Genomic DNA, 20,304 nt, shown 5'->3' with positions numbered 1-20,304 from the left:
ATGGCCATCGCCCGCGACACGCCCACCCCGCTCAGCCGCGTACCCGATCTCGGCGAAGCGCCGCCCGGTTCCGCGCACGAGCGCGCGCTGGCCGAGCAGTGGGAATCGGAACCCGGCTGGCGCGGCTGGCTCGGCACCGTCGATCACAAACGCATCGGGCTGCGCTACATCGTCACCGCGTTCGCGTTCCTGCTGCTCGGCGGCGTCGAGGCGCTCGTGATGCGCATCCAGCTCGCGCGGCCGAACGCGACGCTGCTCACGCCCGCGCAATACGATTCGCTGTTCACGATGCACGGCGTCACGATGATCTTCCTGTACGCGCTGCCGGTACTGTCCGGTTTCGCGAACTACCTGTGGCCGCTGATGCTCGGCTCGCGCGACATGGCGTTTCCGCGGCTCAACGCGTTCTCGTACTGGGCGTTCCTGTTCGCCGGGCTGTTCCTGTACGCGAGCTTTCCGCTCGGCGCGGTGCCGGACGGCGGCTGGTTCAACTACGTGCCGCTCACGTCGCTCGACTACAGCGCCGGCGCGAACATCGACATCTACGCGCTCGGGATGATCCTGCTCGGCATCTCGACGACGGGCGGCGCCGCGAACTTCGTCGTCACGCTGCTGCGGATGCGCGCGCACGGCATGTCGATCGACCGGCTGCCGATCATCGTGTGGGGCACGCTGACCGCGTCGGTCGCGAACCTGGTCGCGGTGCCGTCGGTGAGCCTCGCGTTCCTGCTGCTGTGGCTCGACCGCAATGCGGGCACGCACTTCTTCGACGTCGCGCACGGCGGCCGGCCGCTGTTGTGGCAGCACCTGTTCTGGATGTTCGCGCATCCGTGGGTCTACGTGGTCGTGCTGCCGGCGATGGGAATCGTGTCCGACGCGCTGCCGACCTTCTGCCGGCGGCCGCTCGTCGCGTACGAGGCCGTCGCGGTGTCGACCGTCGCGACGATGCTGATCGGCTTCGAGGTGTGGGTCCACCACATGTTCGCGACGGGCATCGCGCCGCTCGCGCTCGCGTTCTTCGGCGCCGCGAGCATGCTGATCTCGATTCCGAGCGCGGTCGCGGTGTTCGCGTGGATCGCGACGATCTGGACCGGCCGCCCCGTGTTCCGCACGCCGTTCCTGTATTTCGCGGGCTTCGTGCTGATGTTCGTGATCGGCGGCGTGTCGGGCGTGATGACCGCGGCCGTGCCGCTCGACTGGCAGCTCACCGATACGTACTTCGTCGTCGCGCACCTGCATTACGTGCTGCTCGGCATCAACGTGTTTCCGGTGCTCGGCGGCGTCGCGTACTGGTTCCCGAAGTTCACCGGGCGGATGATGAACGAGCGGTTCGGCCGCTGGACCTTCTGGGTCGTGCTGGTCGGCTTCAATCTCGGCTTCTTCCCGATGCACGTGTCGGGGCTGCTCGGGATGCCGCGCCGCATCTATACCTATCCGTCCGGAATGGGCTGGGATACGTCGAACCTGCTGACGACGATCGGCTCGTTCGTGTTCGGGATCGGCATCGTGATGTTCGTCGTCAATGCGCTGGTGAGCGCGCGGCGCGGCGCGCGCGCCGGCGACAACCCGTGGGGCGGCGCCGGCCTCGAATGGTCGGTCGCGTCGCCGACGCCCGTGTACAACTTCGCGGTGCTGCCGCTCGTCGCGTCGCGGCATCCGCTGTGGGAAACGCGCGACGATCCGGCGCGCACCAGCCTGCGGGTCGGCTACCGGCTCGCGGACGGGCGCGAGGCGCTCGCGGTCACGCCGCTCGCCGCGGCACCCAGCGCGATCCTGAAGATGCCCGAAGACAGTTGCGTGCCGTTCGTGCTCGCGCTGCTGGCGACCGCCGTGTTCGCGGCGATGCTCGCGCGCTCGCCGACCCTCGTCTGCGCGGCCGTCGCCGGGTGCGCGATCGCCACCGCCGCGTGGCTGTGGCCGCGCCGCACGCTCGGGCAGCGCGCGCGCCTGCCGGCCCGCGCCGACACGCAGGCGCCCGCCGCGGCCGCCGGGCCGCATCCGGACGAGCCGCCGTCGGCGACGGCGCCGGCCGGCGCGCCGGCCGCGTACATCGAGCCGCTGCCGGTCGGCAGTTGCGGCGAGCGCGCGGGCGGCTGGTGGGGCGTGCTCACGCTGATCGTGACCGAGGCCGGGCTGTTCGGCTACCTGCTGTTCTGCTATTTCTACCTGCAGTCGCAATGGTCCGCACCGTGGCCGCCGGAAGGGATGCCGAAGATCGGGCTCGCAGCCGCCAACACGGTCGTGCTGCTGTCGAGCAGCGTGTTCGTGTGGCTCGCGGAACGCGCGGTGCGCGCCGACAGGCAGGCGCGCGCGGTGGCGATGCTCGTCGTCGCGCTGGTGCTCGGCGCCGCGTTCGCGCTGGTCCAGTGGCACGAATGGCGCGACCATCCGTACGGCCCGACCGCGCATCTGTACGGCAGCCTCTACTTCACGATCACCGGGTTCCACCTCGCGCACGTCGTGGCCGGCCTCGCGATCCTCGCGCTGCTCGCCGGGTGGACGGCCGCCGGTTTCTTCAGCCGCGAGCGACGCGTCGCGCTGACGGTCGGCGGGCTCTACTGGCACTTCGTCGACATCGTGTGGCTGTTCATCTTCACCGCGCTGTACGTATCGCCGTTCTGGCTGAGGAGTACCGGATGAACGACACACGCCGCGCGTGGACACCGCTGCTCGCGATCGCGGCCGGCCTCGTCGGCGCGCCCGCGCTGTGGTTCGCGCAGATGCTCGTGTCGGAGACGCTCGCGTCCACCGCGTGCTATCCGCTCGGCGTCGCGCAGGCCGCGCCGCGCTGGGCGCACGTCGGCGTGTGGCTCGCGCTGATCGCGGCGGGCGCGTTCGCGCTGGCCGCGGCCTGCGCGACGTGGCTCGCGCGCGCGTGGCGGCGCCGGCACGATGCCGAAGCGCCCGCCGCGACGCGCGACGACAGTACGCGCTTTCTCGCGCGCTGCGGGATGCTCGCCGCGCTCGGCTTCGTGATCGGTCTGGTGTTTACGGGGATCGTCACCGCTTTCGTGGGGCCTTGCAGCCCATGGCGCTGATCTCGTTCGCTTCGTTCCCGTTCCGGGCTCCGGGCCGCCGCGCAGGGGTCGCGTTCGCGGTATGCGTCGCGCTCGGCGGATGCGACATGCAGCATGACGACAACACCGCCGCACCCGCCGATGCGGCCGACACCGCGTCGGCGGCGCAAGCGCCTGAACCCGCGTCGGGCTGGCGGTTCGTGCGGATTCGCACGGCGGCGGCCGATGCCGGCGCGTCGATGTCCGCTCGTGTGCGAAACGATCCACGCCTTTCCCGGTCGCGGGAGGCGGGGGCGGCGGATTCCGGCGCATCTGGCGCATCTGGCGCATCTGGCGCATCTGGCGCATCTGGCGCGGCCGCCCAGCCGCCGCATGCGGCATCCGCTTCGACCGCCCGCCGCCCGGCGATCGCCGCGGCTGCCGCGAGCGCCGATGCCGCGACGCTCGCGCGGGGCCGCTACCTCGCGCTCGCCGGCGATTGCGCCGCATGCCACGACGCGGCCGACCATACGCCGTACGCGGGCGGCCAGCCGGTGAATTCGCCGTTCGGGCCGATCTACGCGCCGAACATCACGCCGGACCCGACGCACGGAATCGGCCACTACACGCTGCGCCAGTTCGACGATGCGTTGCGACGCGGCGTGCGCGCGGACGGCAGCCGGCTGTATCCGGCGATGCCCTACCCGTCGCTCGCGCACCTGAGCGACGACGACGTGCGCGCGTTGTATGCGTATTTCATGCGCGGCGTCGCGCCCTCCCCGAACGCGGCGAAACTCACACACTTGCCGTTTCCGTTCAACCAGCGCTGGGCGCTCGGACTGTGGAGCCTCGCATTCGCGAACCGCGACCGGTTCGCGCCGCAGCCGTCTCGATCGGCGGAGTGGAATCGCGGCGCCTATCTCGTGCAGGGGCTCGGCCATTGCGGCGCGTGCCATACGCCGCGCGGGCCGGCCTACAACGAACGCGGCTACGACGAGCGCAGCCCCGCGTTCCTCACCGGCGGCATCAACGATCACTGGTTCGCGCCGAACCTGACCGGCGCGGACCCGGACGGCCTCGGCCGCTGGTCGGCCGACGACATCGCCGCGTTCCTGCGCAGCGGCCATGCGGCGCGCGGCGCGGTGTTCGGCGCGATGGCGCCGGTCGTCGGCGAAAGCACCGCGTTGCTGACCGATGCCGACCGCCATGCGATCGCGGTGTACCTGAAGTCGTTGCCGGCGCAACCGACTGCGGCGACGAATCCGCTCGCGGTCGGCGTGCCGCGGCTGACCGTGGCCGGCCCTCGTCCGGAAAGCGGCCAGCAGGCGCCGGGGGCCGGCGTGTATGCGGGGTTCTGTGCGCGTTGCCACGGGGCCGAAGGTCAAGGCGTCCCCGATCGCGGGCCGGCGCTCGCGGGCAGTTCGATCGTGCTCGCAGCCGATCCGACCAGCACGATCCGGATCGTGGTCGAAGGTGCGCGGCCCACGCCCGGGAAGCCAGGGCCGGTGCAGCGGATGCCGGCGATGCGCGGCGCGCTGACGAGCAGCGAGATCGCCGCGGTGGTCAGCTACGTGCGCGGTGCGTGGGGGAATCGGGCTGCGCCGGTGTCGGAGCGGGATGTGAGGCGGTTGCGGGGGGCAATCAAGCGGTAGCGTCGAGCTGCGCTGCGCGCAGGGCTTCTCGCGCGATGCCGGCCGGATCGATACGGGCAGGCCCTGCGCGAAAATTCCCGCCCGGCCCTGACGACATCACCCGTGGGCCGCCGCCCGTGCAGGCGAACGCGAGCGCGTGCGCGAGGTCGGTTCAGGCGCGGCTGCCGCTTCGGCGGTCTGCGTGGTCGGCGCAACGGTCAGATGCAATCCCAACGCGGCGACCACCTTCATGATCGTTGCAAACTCCGCGTTCCCACCTTCCGACAGCGCACGGTAGAGCGCTTCACGCTTCACACCGGACTCGCGCGCCAGCGCCGTCATGCCACGCGCCTTCGCGACGTTTCCGAGCGCGACCTGGATCAGTCGAGGATCCCCATCTTCGAACGCCTGCGCCAGGTAGTGACGAATCGCTTCCTCGTCCTTCAGGTACTTTGCGCCGTCGAATTCGGCCAGTTCGCTGATTTTCATCTTCAATCCTCCAGTTCGGCGGCGATTTGCTTCGCCGTCTTGATGTCCTTCTTCTGCGTCGACTTGTCCCCGCCACACAACACCACGACGATTATCTTTCCGCGTCGCACGAAGTAGGCCCGGTACCCCGGCCCTACATCGATCTTCATTTCGTTGACGCCGTCGCCGATCGCACGCCACTGGCCAAGATTGCCGAGCTTCGCCCGCTCGATGCGAAGGCTGATCGCGGCGCTGCCGACCGGGTCGCGAAGACCATCGAGCCATTTGTCAAATTGGGGAGTGGTCAGGACTTTGAACATGAAGCGATTGTAACCCATAGGGGACATCGCCGCTACTTTCTGCGTTGCTCCCCCTATCCGTTGGCAGTGTGAACGCGCCCAGCACAAGGCGTCACGACCCGCGATCATTCGACGCTTGTCCGGCCCGACCGACCAGGTTTCGATGCCACCGCTACCGGCTCGCAACGGCCTGCGCTTGCGGCGACTCCCATCCGCTGCCGAGCGCCTTGAACGCGGCGACCGCCGCGCGCGCCGCTTCGGTTCGCGCCTGCACGCGTTCGTCCGATGCGCGCAGCTGGCTTTCGTCGGCCTGCAACACTTCGATCGGGCTGCCCCCTTTCTGGTAAGCCGCAAACGATGCGGTCCGCGCCGATTCGAGCCTGCGCAAGAAATTCCGGCTCGCTTGACGCGGCGCGGGCGGCCTGCGCCGCCCGCCCGCATCGACACGCACCTGCAACCGCGACACACCGCGGCACCCCCGTCCGTCACTTGCACGAGTAGTTCGCCGCGTCCCTGATCGACCCCGAGCCGTTGTACGTGGCCTTCGTCGGATACATGCACACGGGCTGGCTCGCACTGCCGTCCGCCGATGTGAGGTCGATGCGGGCCGGCGCCTGCCCGTGCTCGACCCAGTCGACCAGCCGCGCGTACAGATCCTGACGGTCCGCATGCGGCAGCGGCACCGTATTCGCCGTCTGCGCGGGGCCGGCCGTGCCGTTCACTCCCCCGTAGCCGCTGCAGTGCCCCATGCCTGGCACGAGGAACAGCCGGTCGAACTGCTGCACCGCCGGTATGCCGCCCATCCGGCTCGCGACGCGTTCGTAGTAGTTGATGCTGCCCGACGGCGTGATCAGCGGATCGGCAAGACCGTGATAGTGCAGGACCTTCGCACCGGCCCGCACGAGCCCCGACAGGTCCGGGTTGTCCGTATTGATGTTGCCGAACGACGGCTGCAGCGCGATACCCTGATCGTACGCATGCGCAAGACCCGCATAGCCGAGGCGCTTCCACTGGTTCGCGCCGTTGCCGGTCGCGTTCGCGAAGCCGGCGCCGGCGATCGTCGGATCCTGCAGCTCCAGCGCGACGAGGTCGGTCGAGATGCTGAACGGGGTCGCGCCGGCCAGCGCGCCGGTGCCCGTGCCGCGCATCAGCCCGAACCACATCTGGTTGCCGGCGAGCGACGTCGCCGTGCCGGTGTCGAGCGCCGGGCTCGGCACCGAGCCGTCGCGCGTCATCCCGTACCAGGTCTTGTTCATCGCGCTCGCCTGCGCGGCCGTCACGCACGCGGCAGTCGTATTCGTTCCGGTGACGGTGCCGACCGTCACGCCCGCGCACAGCACGCTCGCATCCTGCGTCGGATCGTAGCGGCATTGCGCGGGATCCATCAGGTAGCCGAGGTGCTGGCCGGCGACCGCATCGCATGCGCTGACGGCCGCGCCCGACAGCAACGCCTGTTGTGCATCGGTCAACGTCGCGCCGCCGAGATCGGTTTGCGCGACGACCTGCGGATACAGTTCGCCGGTGATGAACTTCGACCAGTTGAACGCGGGGGCGCCGGTCAGGTAGCCGTCGTAGTCGGACGGGTTGTTCTGCGCTTCGTTGTAGCCCTGCCGGCCGCCGGTCGAGCAGCCGTCCCAGTACGCATACTTCTGCGGCGCCGCGTAATAGGCGGCGGCCAGCGCCTTGGTCTTCAGCGCCAGCTCGTGCAGGCTGCGCTGCGCGAAGTCCGTCCACAGCGTCGTGTTGATCGTGCCGTCGGGATTCATCGCGAACGAGCCGTTCTGGATCGTGTGCCCGGTATCCGTCGTGCCGACCACCGCGCCCTCGGACGCCGCGATCGTCGCGGCGCTCGGCGTGCCGCCCGCGCTGGCGATCTTCGTCGGGTCGCCGTACGCACCGCCCTGCCACCCGCCGCCGCCGAGGTTGTGAATCCTGCGATTCCAGTTCGACGGCGCGGGCAGCCAGATTTCCATCCCGATGCCGGCCGACGTCGACGGCGCGCCCGACGGGCCCGCGTTGCCGGGGCCGACGTTCAGCTTGACGAGACACAGATCGTTGCCGGCGACGGGCGTCGCGGAGGTGACGGCGGACGCATCGAGCGCCAGCGGATCGCCCGCCTTGAACGACTTCACCGCGATCACCGTCGTGTTCGCATCCGGCGCGAATCGCGCCTTCATCGTCTGATCGCAGGTCAACGCGGCGTCGGCCGTGCCGCCTCCGGCATCCCGGACCTCGTCGTCGTTGCAACCGGACACCATCAGCATGCCGACTGCGGACGCCGCGACAGCCATGCCGAAACACCATCCACCGCGACGGGTTCTACCGTTGAGCATCGACACCATTGCATCCCTCCGTTCTCTCTCGATCGATTTGCGTACAGGGAAAGCCGATACCCGCACGAAAACCGCGGGCATCGCATTGCATCGCATGCCGGGCCGCTCATGCGTCGCCCGACACGTCCGGTCAGAACATGTGCCGGATTCCGGCCATCACGCCGACCTGGTTTTGCCCCGGCGCGGGCGTCGTGCCGCCCCCGCCGGCGCTGACCGTGAATGCCGCGTGCGCGCTGTTGGCGAGGTACGCACCCTGCAGGTACACGGCGGTTCGTTTCGACAGGAAATAGGTGCCGCGCAGCGCGCCGAGCGTCGCGCGCGCATCCTGGCCGGACACGTTCACGTGATAGACGCCGCCATCGGCGACGAACGCCGGCGTCACGTAGTAGCTCGCGGTGAGGTAGTAGATGTTCGAGTGCAGGTTCGGACCGCCCGACGCGCCGGCGTCGGCCCAACGGCCGATCCAGCCGCCGCCGAGCTTCATGCCGAATGCGTTCACGTAGCCGTTGACCTGCGCGCGGTCGTCGCGGTCGCCGTTCGACGCGAGCGGGACCGGCTTCACGCCGTCGAAGAAATTCGCGGCCGCGGTCGCGCTGCCGCCGCGCTGCTCCTCGTACGATGCCGCGATCCCGAACGCGGTCGAGTCGTATTTCAGCATCGCGGACCACAGGCGGCACGCGGTCGTGTCGCCGGGCGTCTGGCCCGCGCAGGTGCCTTGCCCCGGCGAGTTGCCGGTGCCGGCCGAATCGCGACCGAACGAATACATCGCTCCGGCCGTGAAGCCGCCGAACTTGCCGCGCCATGCGACCGCGTTGTCCGCGCGCCCGTTCGGAATGTACGCGTCGAGCGACGGGAGCCCGTAGATGTTCGGGCCGAGCAGATCCGCGTCGAGCACCGCGTAGTACGTCATCGTGTACTGACGGCCGAACGACAGCGTGCCGTACGGGCTTTCGATCCCCACCCAGCTTTGCCGGCCGAACAGACGGCCGCCCTGCCCCATCGTGCCGTTGCCGACGTTGAAGCCGCTTTCGAGCGCGAACACGGCCTTGTAGCCGCCGCCGAGATCCTCCGCACCACGCAGCCCCCAGCGCGACGGCAGCTCGCCGGTAATCGACGGCATCCGCACGATGCCCTTGCCCTGCGCATTCGCGTGCGACACGTATTCGACGCCCGTATCGAGGATGCCGTACAACGTCACGCTGCCTTGCGCGAAACCGGTCGTTGCGATTCCGAACAAAGCTCCGCCGACGAGATGCCGAAGTCTCATGCTGTCTCCAAACCTTTTGATGGTCGATTCTGTTTATGGCCGGACGGGCGATGCGCCGCCGCGACTAGGGCCGCAGCACCGCCACCGCCTTGATCTCGACGATATAGCCGGGCGAGCCGCCGAGCATGTGCGCGCCGGTCGCGGTCCATGCCGGCCGCGGATGCGCATGGAAATAGCGGTCGCGTACCTGCATGAACAACGGCAGGTCGCGCATGTCGGTATGAAACGTCGTGAGATCGACCACGTCGTCGAACGACGCGCCGCAGGCGTCCAGTACGCGCTTGAGGTTCTCGAAGGCCTGCACGATCTGGGCTTCGCGGCCCTCGACCAACTGCATCGCCGCGTCGCGGCCGATCTGGCCGGATACGTAAACGGTATCGCCGACCTTGATCGCCGGCGCATAGCCGATTTTTTCGTATACGGCCTCCATGCCGGCCGGGATGATCGCTTCGCGTTTGCTCATGAGTGTCTCCATGGCCGGGCTTGCCGCGCCGGCCTGTTATGTCATGGTCGTCGTGCGCCAGGCCGCGGCACCTGCCCCGTGAGGCAAGCAGCTCGGCAGGCGCGCGCTTCAACCGGTGTCACCGCCCGCGACCGGCAGCACCGTACCCGTGATGTAGCTCGCCTCGTCCGACGCGAGGAACAGGATCGGCGCGATCTGTTCGTCGAGCGTGCCGTAGCGCTTGAAGTACGTCGATTCGGTCACCTGCCGCACGGCCTCGGCCATCCACGCCTGTTCCTGCTCGGTGTCGCCGGCCGCATTGCGCGGCACGCGGCGCGGCGGCGCACTGGTGCCGCCCGGCGCGGTGGCGACGACGCGGATGCCGTGTTCCGCGTATTCCATCGCGAGCGCCGACGTCAATGCGTTCACGCCGCCCTTCGCGGCCGAGTACGGCACGCGGCGAATGCCGCGCGTCGCGTTCGACGAGATGTTGACGATCGTGCCGCCGCCGCGCGCGATCAGATGCGGCAGCACCGCATGGCACGCATAAAGCGTCGGCATCAGCGAGCGGCGGATTTCCGCGTCGATCTGCGCGGGCTCGAACTCGGCGAACGGCCGCATGCGGATCGCGCCGCCGACGCCGTTGATCAGGATGTCGATGCCGCCGAAAGCCTGCACCGCGTACGCCATCGCCGCATGCGCGCCGTCGTACGTCTCGAGATCCGCGACGAAGCCGGCCGCATCGCCGCCCGACGCCTGCGCGGCCACCTCGGCCACGAAATCCGCGCGATCGACGAACAGCACCTTGCCGCCCTCGGCCGCCGCGCGCAGTGCGACGCCGCGACCGATGCCCTGCGCCGCGCCGGTAACGACGACGACCTTGCCGGAGAATCGTTGCATGGTCATGCCGCCTTTGCCGTGACGTTGGGGGTGAACTTCTCGTAGTGGAAGCTGTTCGGCTTCACGCCTGCGTCGTCGAAATACTGGCGCACCGCATCGACCATGAGCGGCGGCCCGCACAGATAAACGTCGACGTCGCCGTCGTTCAGCGCGTCGGCCGGGATGTGCTGCGTGACCCAGCCCTTGCGCGGATGGTTCGACGCGGCGTCCGCGACGACCGTCGCGAAGCTGAAGTTCGGCAGCTTCGCCGCCACCGCCTCGAGCGCGTCGACCAACACGAGATCGAGATCGCGCGTGACGCCGTAGATCAGATGCACCTTCTGCTGCGAGCCGCTTCGCGCGAGCACGTCGAGCATCGACAGGAACGGCGCGAGGCCCGTTCCGCCGGCGAGGAACAGCAGCGGCCGCGCGACGTCGCGCAGATAGAAGCTGCCGAGCGGCCCGTGCAGCTCGAGCGTGTCGCCCGGCCGCGCCGATTCGAGCCATGTGCTCATCACACCGCCGGGAATCTTCTTGATCAGGAAACCGACCTTCGCGTCGCCCGGCGCGGACGAGAACGAATACGAGCGGTGCTGGCCGCTGCCCGGCACGCCGATGTTCACGTACTGGCCCGGGAGAAACACCGGCGCGCTCGCGCCGACATCGAGTTCGAGCACGACGGCCGCATCGTTGTGCTGCTCGATCTTCGCGACCGTCGCCGCAAAGCTGCTCTGCCCGGTCTTGCAGGCGACCGACGACGTCGGCACCGCGATCACGCAATCGCTTTGCGGCACCATCTGGCACGTCAGCACGAGGCCGCCGTCCTTTTCGTCCTCGGTGAGCGCGTCGTCGATGTAATCGTCGCCGAGGTCGTAGCGGCCGCTTTCGGCGCGGCACTTGCAGGTGCCGCACACGCCGTCGGAACAATCCATCGGCAGGTTGATCTTCGCGCGAAAGGCCGCGTCGAGCACCTTCTCGCCGGCCTTGCAGTCGATGAAGCGGGTGACCCCGTCCTCGAAATTCAGTGCAATCTTGTAGGTGGACATGACGTCGCCTCCCTTTCCTTCCTGTCGAAACGATCGGTGTCAGACGTGGTACACGTCGAGCACCTGCCGGATGTAGTCGTTCTTCAGCACGATCTTCTTGTTGGAGATCAGCAGCGCGTCGTCCACCTTGCGCAACGTGACGAACATCGTGCCGAAGAAGTGATCGGTCACGCGGTAACGGTGGTTCAGCGTGTGAAAGTTGTAGCGCACGTCCACCTCGTCGTCGCGTTCGGCCAGCACCTCGACGTTCGTCACGTTGTGGCTGGTGCGCGGCTCGGGCGTCGACGCGCCGCTGCGCTCGGTCTTGATCCGGAACACGCGATCCTCGAGGCCGCCGCGATCCGCGTAGTACATCAGCGAAATCTGGCTGGTCGGATCGTCGGTCGGACGATCGTCGTCGTCCCACGCGGGCATCCAGTACGTGACGTCCTCGGCGTAGCAGGTCAGCCATTCGTCCCACGCGCGATCGTCGAGCAGGCGCGCTTCGCGATACAGCGCCGCGCAAATCGTCCGGTAATCGAAGCTCATGCCGCCACCTCCCCGCGTTCCTTCTTCAGCGCATCGCGCATCACGTTCACCCAGTGTTCGTGCTGGCACACGAACAGCCCTTCGTCCTCGCTGCGCTCGCCGGAAATACGCGGGTTCAGCCCCATCCTTCTCGCGTTCTCGTCCGGCCCGTCGATCCACAGCGGCGCGCCGCGCGACAGGTCGTTCCACATCGCCGTGATGCCCGCATAGCCGGCCTGGCACGCGCGGAACTCCTCGAGATCGTCGGCCGTGCCCATGCCGGTCACGTTGAAGAAATCCTCGTACTGGCGAATCCGCGTCGTGCGATCCGCTTCACTCTCGCCCTTCGGCGCGAAGCAGAAGATCGTGACCTCGGTCCTGTCGACGCCGAGCGGCCGCACCACGCGAATCTGCGTGCTGAACTGGTCCATCAGGAACACGTTCGGGTACACGCACAGGTTGCGCGTCTGGTTCACGATGAAATCGGCCTGCACGTCGCCGACGCGCGCACGGATTTCGTCGCGATGCCGGTACACGGGCCGCACTTCCGGGTTCATCGTCTGGGTCCACAGCAGGATGTGGCCGTGGTCGAAGCCGTACACGCCCGCGACCGATTTGCTCCAGCTGTTCGCATCGACCGCCTTGGTGCCGTCCTCCTTGCGGCGGCCCATCGTCGCCGCATAGTTCCAATGCACGGTGCTGACGTGATAGCCGTCGCAGCCGTTCTCCATCTGCATCTTCCAGTTGCCTTCGTAGATGTAGGACGAGTTGCCGCGCAGCACTTCGAGCCCGTTCGGCGCCTGGTCGACGATCTGGTCGATGATCACACGCGCCTCGCCGAGGTAATCCTCGAGCGGCAGGACGTCCGCATTGAGGCTGCCGAACAGGAAGCCGCGATAGTTCGCGAAGCGCGCGACCTGCTTCAGGTCGTGCGAGCCGTGCGTGTTGAACTGCACCGGATACTCGGTCGTCTTCTCGTCCTTCACCTTCAGCAGCTTGCCGGTGTTCGAGAAGGTCCAGCCGTGGAACGGGCACGTGAAGCTGCCCTTGTTGCCGTGCTTGCGGCGGCACAGCATCGCGCCCTTGTGCGCACACGCATTGATGACCGCATGCAGCTCGCCGGTCTTGTCGCGCGTGATGACGATCGGCTGGCGGCCGATCCACGTCGTGTAGTAATCGTTGTTGTCCGGAATCTGGCTTTCGTGCGCCAGATATACCCAGTTGCCCTCGAAGATGTGCTTCATCTCGAGTTCGTACAGTTCCGCGTTCGTGAAGATGTCGCGGCGGCAGCGGAAGATGCCGGCCTCCTTGTCATCCTGCACGGCGGTTTCGAGCAGGTGATCCAGTGTGTCGGTGTGGTCGATCGTGGCGGACATGATGGCTCCTTCCATGCGCGTGCCGCGTCCTGCAAGCACGCTCGCATCGGTATCGGTTGAATCTCGGGGGACCGGCCGACAGCGGCGGCGCACGCGCGCCGCCGTGCCGCCGGCAGTTATGCCGCTGCGGAAGCGCGCGGGCGTTCGACGATCTGGTTGTCCCGGCCCTGCACCAGCGGCGTCAGCACGAAGTTGAACTCGATGTCCTGGTACGCATCGGCCTTCATGCCGAGCGCCGTGCCGCCGGTCCTGGCGACCACGGGCGGAATCAGCTCCTCGCGCGTCGCATACGCGAAGTCGTCCCAGATCAGCGGATCGCCGTCGATGTTGAACTGCGTCGTCAGCTTGCGGTGGTCGTCGCTCGTCACGAAGAAGTGCACGTGCGCCGGGCGGTTGCCGTGGCGGCCGAGGCGGTCGAGCAGTTGCTGCGTCGCGCCCTGCGGCGGGCAGCCGTAGCCGACCGGCATCAGCGTGCGGAATTCGTATTTGCCGTCCGCACCCGTCCTCACCGCGCCGCGCAGGTTGAAATCGCTCTGCGCGCCGGTCGGGTCGAAGTGCGAGTAGAAGCCATGCGAGTTCGCGTGCCAGCACTCGACCAGCGCGCCGGCCATCGGCTTGCCATCCAGGCCCGTGACCGTGCCGTGAATCACGAGCGGGCCCGCGCCGTCGTCGGCATCGAGGTCGATCTTCGCGACGCCTTCGCGCACCGGTGCGCCGGCCACGTACAGCGGCCCTTCGATCGTGCGCGGCGTGCCGCCGTGCAGCCCGATCGCTTCGTCCTCGGCGTCCATCCGGATGTCGAGATATTTCTCGAGACCGAGGCCGGCCGCGAGCAGCGCTGCTTCGCCATCCTGACCAAGCTTGTTCAGGTAGTTCACGCCGGCCCACACTTCGTCGGGCGAGATGTCGAGATCGTCGATCGCCTTGAACAGGTCGCCGAGCAGGCGCAGCACGATCTGCTGCGTGCGCGCGTCGCCCTTCGTGCCGTTCGCGCCCGCGTTCGACGCGGCCTTCAGCAGGTCCTGCACTTCCCGGGTATCGAAAACTTTGACGCTCATGATGCTGTCTCCACGTGTATTTGGGGGAATGACGGTCTTTGCCTGACTCGGTTACCGCACGACTTTCGTCAGCCCGTCGCGGGTGAAGCGCCTGACCTTGTCCTCGTCGAGCGCGATGCCGAGACCGGGGCCGTCCGGCACGGTCAGTTCGAAGTCGCTGTAATCCAGCGGCTGCGTCAGGATTTCTTCGGTGATCAGCAGCGGCCCGAACAGTTCGGTGCCCCACTGGAGGTTCGCGACACTCGCGAACAGGTGCGCGGACGCCACCGTGCCGAACGCCCCTTCGAGCATCGTGCCGCCGTACAGCTCGATGCCGGCCGCGTCCGCGATCGCGGCCACGCGCTGTGCGGCGAAGAGGCCGCCGCTCTGTTCGATCTTGATTGCAAATACGTCCGCGCCGTGATGCTTCGCGATGTCGAATGCGCTGTCGGGGCCTTGCAGGATTTCATCGGCCATCAGCGCGACGGGGAAGCGGCGCATCAGGCGCGCCAGCGCCGCCGCAGACGCCACCGGCTGCTCGACCAGCTCGCAACCCGCATCGGCCAGCGCCGGAATCGCGCGGGCGGCCTGCGTCTCGCTCCACGCCATGTTCACGTCGACGCGCACCGACGCGCGCTCGCCGAGCGCCTTCTTGATCTCGGCCACGTGGCGGATATCCGTTTCCGGCGCTTTCGCGCCGATCTTCAGCTTGAATACGTTGTGGCGGCGCAGGTCGAGCATCCGTTCTGCTTCGGCGATGTCGGTGGACGTGTCGCCCGACGCGAGCGTCCAGGCGACCGGCAGGCGATCGCGGCGACGCCCGCCGAGCAGTTCGCTGACCGGCACGCCGAGCCGCTTGCCGTGCGCGTCGAGCAGCGCGGTTTCGAGCGCGTTCTTCGCGAAGTGGTTGACCTTCGCGAGCTTGCCGACGAACGCCATCAGCGTCTGGACGCGCGTCGCGTTCTTGCCGACGATCGCCGGCGCGAGGTACGCGTCGATCGCGAGCTTCATCGCTTCCGGGCTTTCCGGGCCGTAGGCCATCCCGGCGATCGTCGTGCCTTCGCCGATACCGATCGCGCCGTCGCTGCAGAACACCTTCACGAGCATCAGCGTCTGGCCGTGCATCGTGGCCACCGACAGCTTGTGCGGGCGGATCGTCGGCAGATCGACGAGACGGGTTTCGATGCGTTCGATAGTGGCGGAGGACATGGGGCACGCTGCGTGGGGGGAGTTCATGGGACGGATTTATACGCGGCGGGGAAATGGAGCGTCCAATACTTTTAGGCGGGATTTTTGATACCTGGTGGGTATGGAAATCGCGGTCAGGATGCGGATATTGCGTTGCACCATACCTGATTTGGCTAGGTATACGGGCTGGAAGGCTTGCTGGAGCGGGGTCGCTGGGGGGCGGGATATCGCTTGGCGGGGGGCGCGGCGCGGTTGCTTTCTGCAGCGGGCAAATCGGCTGGAATCGGCGGCCGGCCTGGGTCGATCAGGGTTTTCCTGATGGGAAAACGGTGGGCTGGCCTTGCAGCTTTCGGCTTCGGCGTCGGTTTCTGCGAACGACGGGAAGTAAGGGGGTAGGTAGAAACCTACGTTGTTGACGATACTCGTCGTTCATCAGAGGCTGACGGCAACTATCGGCAAGGAGCGGTCCTTGGGAATCCCTTACCGAACGTCAGCGTGTAGACCGATAGCAGCCGAATTGAATGGCCAACCCCAATCGGCCATCGAATCGAACGCCTCGCAAACGAGCGGTATTGATCCTGTAGGCGGTCGCTCTATGCGCTGATACTCCCTGCAAAAGAACACTCAGTGCTCCGCGCGCCGATCTTCGAGCGAGAGGTCACCTTCTCCTTCGGCCGCAGCGGACTCACAAGAGACTTCCCGAAAGGGACTATCTCTCCTTTCTTCGTCTGTAGCACGAACGAGGCGATTGCGACAGTTCAGGGCAATCTCGATGTCTTCCTGCTATAGGCGTTCCCCGTAGGGATCCCGTGACAAAAGCAGGCTGCACGTGATGCGCTTGAACCTGGACCTTATCAACGCTTCGGAGATAGTCCAATATAAAAATGTTTCATCATCAATCCATTTTTTAGACCCTGACAATTCTGCCAGGCTATCCATCGAGAAAAATAATAATCATGTTCTAAAGTTAATTTTAGACCAAAATAAAATAATTTTTCGTCTCCGCTGCCGTTAGAATCCGTGAACTTGCTTTCGTGACGGATTTTTGATCTGAGATCCGTCGAATTCCTTCAATACCACTGAAACCGTCGGAGGCTCTAATGTCGAGTCGTGTACGTATTTCGATCGTATTTGGCGGGAAGTCTTCGGAACATCGAGCATCGGTAGAATCGTTCCGTCACGTTGCCAGGGAAATCCATCAAGGTGATTTGATAGAGATAGAAGACATCTACTACGTAGATGTCGAAGGCCGCGTCACCATCACGCCGTTCCAGCCTGATCTCTCTCTGGACGACTACATGGGGTCTTGCAAGCCCATGCCATACTGGGCTGCTCTAGGACGAATGGCGAACGCTGGCACATTTGTCCTGAACCTGCTGCACGGAAACTTCGGCGAAGACGGCCATGTTCAAGGTGCGGCAGCAATAACATCTGTGCCTGGAAGTTTCGGGCCCGTTCTTGCAGCCAGTCTGGCGATGAGCAAATACCACATGAATCAATTTGTGGCCAGCACGCATCCGGAGGTACAAATCCCTGACACGCTCTTGCTACAGGACCACGACCTCCTTGAAGCCGGCACTCGCATCATGGATCGATTTTCCGGAATGGCCGTCGTCGTCAAGCCAAATTCCCTTGGCGCATCCCTATTCACGCATCGCTATATCGTCGACTTCGACAATATAACGTCGATCAACGAGAATCTAGAGCAAATTTTCCAACATGACACACATGCCCTCGTCCAAAAATATATTTCAGGCACTGAGTATTCAATCGGATGCATCCAGAAGAATGACTCCATCATCGCATTGCCTGCAGTCCGCATCGAAACGGATGGCGCATTTTTTGGTCACGAACAAAAGCATCGTACCGGAAAAGCGAACGAGATCGTCGTAACGAATGAATCGACAGTCATTCGGGCTATGAAGAAGATATCAGTCGACATATTTCGATCCGTCGGTTTTAGAAACATGTGTCGATTCGATTTCATTGCATCCTCAGATGATTCTGTTTTCTTCCTCGAGGCCAATCCGATCCCAGGCCTGATGCGTAACAGCCTGTTCCCAAAGATGCTCGGGGCATCCAATATCACCCTCGCCGAAGCAATCTTGCAGTTCCGCAGCAATCTTCTTTCTGAGAAGCCGCGGAAAAGCTTCGTCGATTATCAAATCGACTGACGTGGAGGCATGAATGGAACGGATTGGCTTGATAGGCGGTGTAAGCTGGGTATCGACGATGGAATACTATCGGCGGCTGAACATGCGAGCACAGCAATCGGGAGGCTCGCATGTCTCTGCAGATCTCGTCATGGTAAGTCTGAATTTCGAAGAGATCCTCGCACGGCAGCAGGCAAACGATGTCGACGGGGAGTACGGCATTCTCGCCCGGGCGGCGGAGGTTATTCAGCATGCAGGAGCACGAAAGTTGCTGATTTGCTCGAATACGACGAGCAATACCTGCGACCGGCTTCAACGCAGCTTCGATCTGGACATCGTCAACATCATCGACTCAACGCGGTCGCACATTCTGAATTGCGGCTATAGGCGTGTCGGATTGTTGGGAACCCGGTACGTAATGGAGCGCGAGTTTTATCGAGAGCGACTCGAATCGGCCGGTGTCAAAGTGGTGACGCCTGAAGCAAGCGACCGCGCCGTTATTCACAACATCATCTATCGCGAACTGTGCCACGGTATTTTTTCCCAAGTATCGCGCGATATCTTCATGGGGGTCGTGAAGAACTTCGCGCTGTCCGGCGTCGAGGCCGTAATTCTGGGATGCACCGAAATCCCGCTCATCCTTCCGAACTTCGCCTTCCACGGCGGAATTGCGATCATCGACTCCATCGACGTGCATCTCGATTCGGCACTCGGCGTATCGAGCCATCGATCCACGATTGAGGACAGCAACCTTGAGCTTGGTACAGGCCGAATTTTTTCTGGTAATTCTGCTGCTCGTCACCGTTCGGACGCTACTGTTCAAGCGGGTCGTTGACGACATTGACCCCGATGCCACCTCGCTGTGTGTAGGCCTCGGCACAGTCGTGAGCTGCGTCGCATTGTGGTCGGTTCTGGCTATAGCCGGCCGCGCGCCGGTTCTGCACTCACATCTTGGCGGCGTTGGCGCAGGTCTAGTCAAGGGCGCGTTGCTCGCTGTGCTGATGAGCATGCAGCAGCGTCTCATCGGGCGGAGCTTGTCCGCGACGACTTATACGTTCCCAATCGCTATCGGCTTCATCGCGGCCGTCGAATCGTGGGCATTTGGAACCCACCTCACGCCAAGCGGTATCGCAGCGATCTCGATATTGTTTGCGGCTGGGGTCGGTTTTGCCATGTTCGGTCATCTCGCTTCGATGCAAGTGGCAGACAAGCGGCGGTTTGTGTGGATGATCGTGATAGTCGTTGGTTTCGCTGTCTGCGACAAGATTGGCATCCCGCGAGCCGGCTGGCTTCCCTATTTGTTCTGGACCGGTCTCGGAAACGTACTTGCGGCATGGTGCGTCCGGCGCACGCTTTTCGGCATTCGCGTCCGCCCGCTCCTGTTTGTGGGGGCAATATGGGCGCTCCCCGAGTTATTCTTCAATTTTTCATTACAAACGATCTTGCCCGTCGCGTTAGGTTACCTAGCGATTGCGCTGCGTGTCCCGTTGCTATTGGGCGTCTCAGCCATTCTCTACGACGAAGGCAAACTTCGCGAGCAACTCGTGTTCGGCGCAGTGGCGGCCGTAGGCGTTGCACTTCTGTTCATGGGATGAAAAATGATTGACGTGCCGTATTTTTCGCAATGGGAATCAAGGGCCTTGGTCTCTCAATTCGTGTCGCGCGAACTGCGCGCCGAGGACGATCCGCTCTGGCGCAACTCAGGCGCCAGCAGCCCAGCCGAGTATGCTCAATGGAGCCCGCACATTTGCGGCATCACATGCTTGAAGATGTTGCTGGCACATCGCACCGCGCGAGTGATTCCGCTGTTGGAACTCGTGCGTGAGGCCGTAACCTTCGGTGTCTATCAACCCGAGATTGGCGACAAAGGAAAGCGCCTGCTCTACCGACCATTCGTCAACTGGATTCGCGAGCGCTTTCAGATCGATGGTCGTGTCGTCGAGCATACGGAATCATCTATGATCGAATGCAGCTTGCGCGACGGATATATGTTCATGGCGTCTGTTCATCCGGGAATCCGGCATGCAGGGTTTGAGCCTCCTACGCGTGGCGGGCATCTTGTCCTGGTGCTTGGAGTCAATCCCGCGACCGATGAGTGGGTGTTTCACAATCCGTCAGGCTTTGAACATAACACGCAGGAATACGTGTCGATGGAGCGTAGTACATTCGATCGCTATTTCGCAAACAGAGGGATTCTGATTGCACCATAAGCGCAAAAAAGACACAGCACACGTCCCGCCGCACCAGCCATACCTGTCGTGTCATCAGACAGCATGCGGCAAAAATCGCGCAACGACTGTTCAGTTTCCGCACACAGAATCGCAAACACCCCCCAATCCACGCGCCCTCCGCGCGTGGGAAGAAACCCGGATAGCCCCGCCTCTCCGCCCCCGCCTCCCCCCCCGCGCAGGCCGGCCACCCCCCCCCCCCCGACCCCGCCCCCCCCCCCCCCCCTTTCCCCCGCCCCCCCCCCGCAAACCCCCCCCCCCCCCCCCTCTCCCCCCCCCCCCCCCCCCCCCCCTCCCCCCCCTCCCGCCCCCCCCCTCAAAGCGTTCTCCGCACACGCCGGCAACGCCCCCCCCGCCTTCCTCCCTTAAAAGGAAGCCGCCCGCCAGTACTTCAAGGACGGCATCGACATGCGCTCCGCGCGCATTCAGGATGCGCTGCGCGAAGGCCAGGAGC

The 20,304-nt window shown here is 65.2% G+C and carries 18 protein-coding genes and 1 pseudogene; 7 read left to right on the top strand and 12 right to left on the bottom strand.

Going from position 1 to position 20,304, the window contains the following annotated elements:
• From ctaD to WS95_RS27880, 3 genes are read left to right on the top strand one after another with little or no spacing between them, the layout of a single operon-like run.
• Positions 1-2,640 carry a cytochrome c oxidase subunit I gene (gene ctaD / locus WS95_RS27890; protein ID WP_034209203.1) on the top strand — a complete coding sequence of 880 codons (2,640 nt, stop codon included), beginning with the start codon at positions 1-3 and terminating at the stop codon, positions 2,638-2,640.
• A complete protein-coding gene (locus WS95_RS27885; RefSeq protein ID WP_034209204.1) occupies positions 2,637-3,038 on the top strand; it encodes a hypothetical protein in 402 nt (133 codons plus the stop codon). The genes ctaD and WS95_RS27885 overlap by 4 nt, the downstream gene beginning before the upstream one ends.
• Entirely contained in the window at positions 3,029-4,648 is a 1,620-nt protein-coding gene (locus tag WS95_RS27880; protein WP_059827258.1) for a c-type cytochrome, read from the top strand. The genes WS95_RS27885 and WS95_RS27880 overlap by 10 nt, the downstream gene beginning before the upstream one ends.
• 96 nt (positions 4,649-4,744) lie before the next feature.
• Here the strand turns inward: WS95_RS27880 and WS95_RS27875 are convergent, their stop codons facing one another.
• The 12 genes and pseudogenes from WS95_RS27875 to WS95_RS27820 all read right to left on the bottom strand — a co-directional run bounded on the left by WS95_RS27875 (position 4,745) and on the right by WS95_RS27820 (position 15,490).
• Positions 4,745-5,116 (bottom strand): addiction module antidote protein, encoded by a 372-nt coding sequence (locus WS95_RS27875; RefSeq protein WP_059827256.1) that lies wholly within the window; start codon positions 5,114-5,116, stop codon positions 4,745-4,747.
• A gap of 2 nt (positions 5,117-5,118) precedes the next feature.
• Positions 5,119-5,415 carry a type II toxin-antitoxin system RelE/ParE family toxin gene (locus WS95_RS27870; protein ID WP_059779944.1) on the bottom strand — a complete coding sequence of 99 codons (297 nt, stop codon included), beginning with the start codon at positions 5,413-5,415 and terminating at the stop codon, positions 5,119-5,121.
• Positions 5,416-5,566: 151 nt separating this feature from the next.
• Positions 5,567-5,773: pseudogene (locus WS95_RS27865) on the bottom strand (TolC family protein); the annotation flags it as partial.
• 106 nt (positions 5,774-5,879) lie between these two features.
• Positions 5,880-7,727 carry a tannase/feruloyl esterase family alpha/beta hydrolase gene (locus WS95_RS27860; RefSeq protein ID WP_059827502.1) on the bottom strand — a complete coding sequence of 616 codons (1,848 nt, stop codon included), beginning with the start codon at positions 7,725-7,727 and terminating at the stop codon, positions 5,880-5,882.
• A 130-nt stretch (positions 7,728-7,857) separates the two neighbouring features.
• Positions 7,858-8,994, bottom strand: a complete 1,137-nt coding sequence (locus WS95_RS27855) for a porin (RefSeq protein WP_059827251.1) — start codon at positions 8,992-8,994, stop codon at positions 7,858-7,860.
• A gap of 64 nt (positions 8,995-9,058) precedes the next feature.
• A complete protein-coding gene (locus WS95_RS27850) occupies positions 9,059-9,457 on the bottom strand; it encodes a RidA family protein (RefSeq protein ID WP_059779947.1) in 399 nt (132 codons plus the stop codon).
• 108 nt (positions 9,458-9,565) lie between these two features.
• Positions 9,566-10,342 (bottom strand): benzoate diol dehydrogenase BenD, encoded by a 777-nt coding sequence (gene benD, locus WS95_RS27845; protein ID WP_059827249.1) that lies wholly within the window; start codon positions 10,340-10,342, stop codon positions 9,566-9,568.
• A complete protein-coding gene (benC, locus tag WS95_RS27840; RefSeq protein WP_059827248.1) occupies positions 10,339-11,361 on the bottom strand; it encodes a benzoate 1,2-dioxygenase electron transfer component BenC in 1,023 nt (340 codons plus the stop codon). Before benC ends, benD begins: the two co-directional genes overlap by 4 nt.
• Positions 11,362-11,400: 39 nt before the next feature.
• Positions 11,401-11,889, bottom strand: a complete 489-nt coding sequence (gene benB / locus WS95_RS27835) for a benzoate 1,2-dioxygenase small subunit (RefSeq protein ID WP_059827245.1) — start codon at positions 11,887-11,889, stop codon at positions 11,401-11,403.
• The gene (locus tag WS95_RS27830; RefSeq protein ID WP_059827500.1) at positions 11,886-13,244 is read right to left on the bottom strand and encodes a Rieske 2Fe-2S domain-containing protein; all 1,359 of its coding nucleotides are present in this window, start codon (positions 13,242-13,244) and stop codon (positions 11,886-11,888) included. The genes benB and WS95_RS27830 overlap by 4 nt, the downstream gene beginning before the upstream one ends.
• Positions 13,245-13,360: 116 nt before the next feature.
• On the bottom strand, positions 13,361-14,302 hold the full coding sequence (catA, locus tag WS95_RS27825) for a catechol 1,2-dioxygenase (protein WP_034209212.1): 942 nt from the start codon (positions 14,300-14,302) through the stop codon (positions 13,361-13,363).
• A gap of 51 nt (positions 14,303-14,353) precedes the next feature.
• The gene (locus WS95_RS27820) at positions 14,354-15,490 is read right to left on the bottom strand and encodes a muconate/chloromuconate family cycloisomerase (protein ID WP_059827244.1); all 1,137 of its coding nucleotides are present in this window, start codon (positions 15,488-15,490) and stop codon (positions 14,354-14,356) included.
• A gap of 1,079 nt (positions 15,491-16,569) precedes the next feature.
• On the opposite strand from WS95_RS27820, the gene WS95_RS27815 reads away from it, so the two are divergent.
• The 4 genes from WS95_RS27815 to WS95_RS34300 are packed head-to-tail and all read left to right on the top strand — an operon-like array spanning position 16,570 to position 19,832.
• The gene (locus WS95_RS27815; RefSeq protein WP_034209214.1) at positions 16,570-17,643 is read left to right on the top strand and encodes a D-alanine--D-alanine ligase family protein; all 1,074 of its coding nucleotides are present in this window, start codon (positions 16,570-16,572) and stop codon (positions 17,641-17,643) included.
• Between the two features lie 13 nt (positions 17,644-17,656).
• Positions 17,657-18,457 (top strand): aspartate/glutamate racemase family protein, encoded by an 801-nt coding sequence (locus WS95_RS27810; protein WP_034209215.1) that lies wholly within the window; start codon positions 17,657-17,659, stop codon positions 18,455-18,457.
• On the top strand, positions 18,375-19,217 hold the full coding sequence (locus tag WS95_RS27805) for a hypothetical protein (RefSeq protein ID WP_155294509.1): 843 nt from the start codon (positions 18,375-18,377) through the stop codon (positions 19,215-19,217). Before WS95_RS27810 ends, WS95_RS27805 begins: the two co-directional genes overlap by 83 nt.
• A gap of 3 nt (positions 19,218-19,220) precedes the next feature.
• Positions 19,221-19,832: a C39 family peptidase gene (locus WS95_RS34300; protein ID WP_080747850.1), complete on the top strand. Its 612-nt coding sequence runs from the start codon at positions 19,221-19,223 to the stop codon at positions 19,830-19,832.
• Positions 19,833-20,304: the final 472 nt, after the last annotated feature.

The organism is Burkholderia sp. MSMB1826 (assembly GCF_001526325.1).
Lineage (GTDB): Bacteria > Pseudomonadota > Gammaproteobacteria > Burkholderiales > Burkholderiaceae > Burkholderia.
The sequence above is the reverse complement of the archived record's forward strand: the minus strand, read 5'-3'. Positions and strand labels throughout refer to the sequence as shown.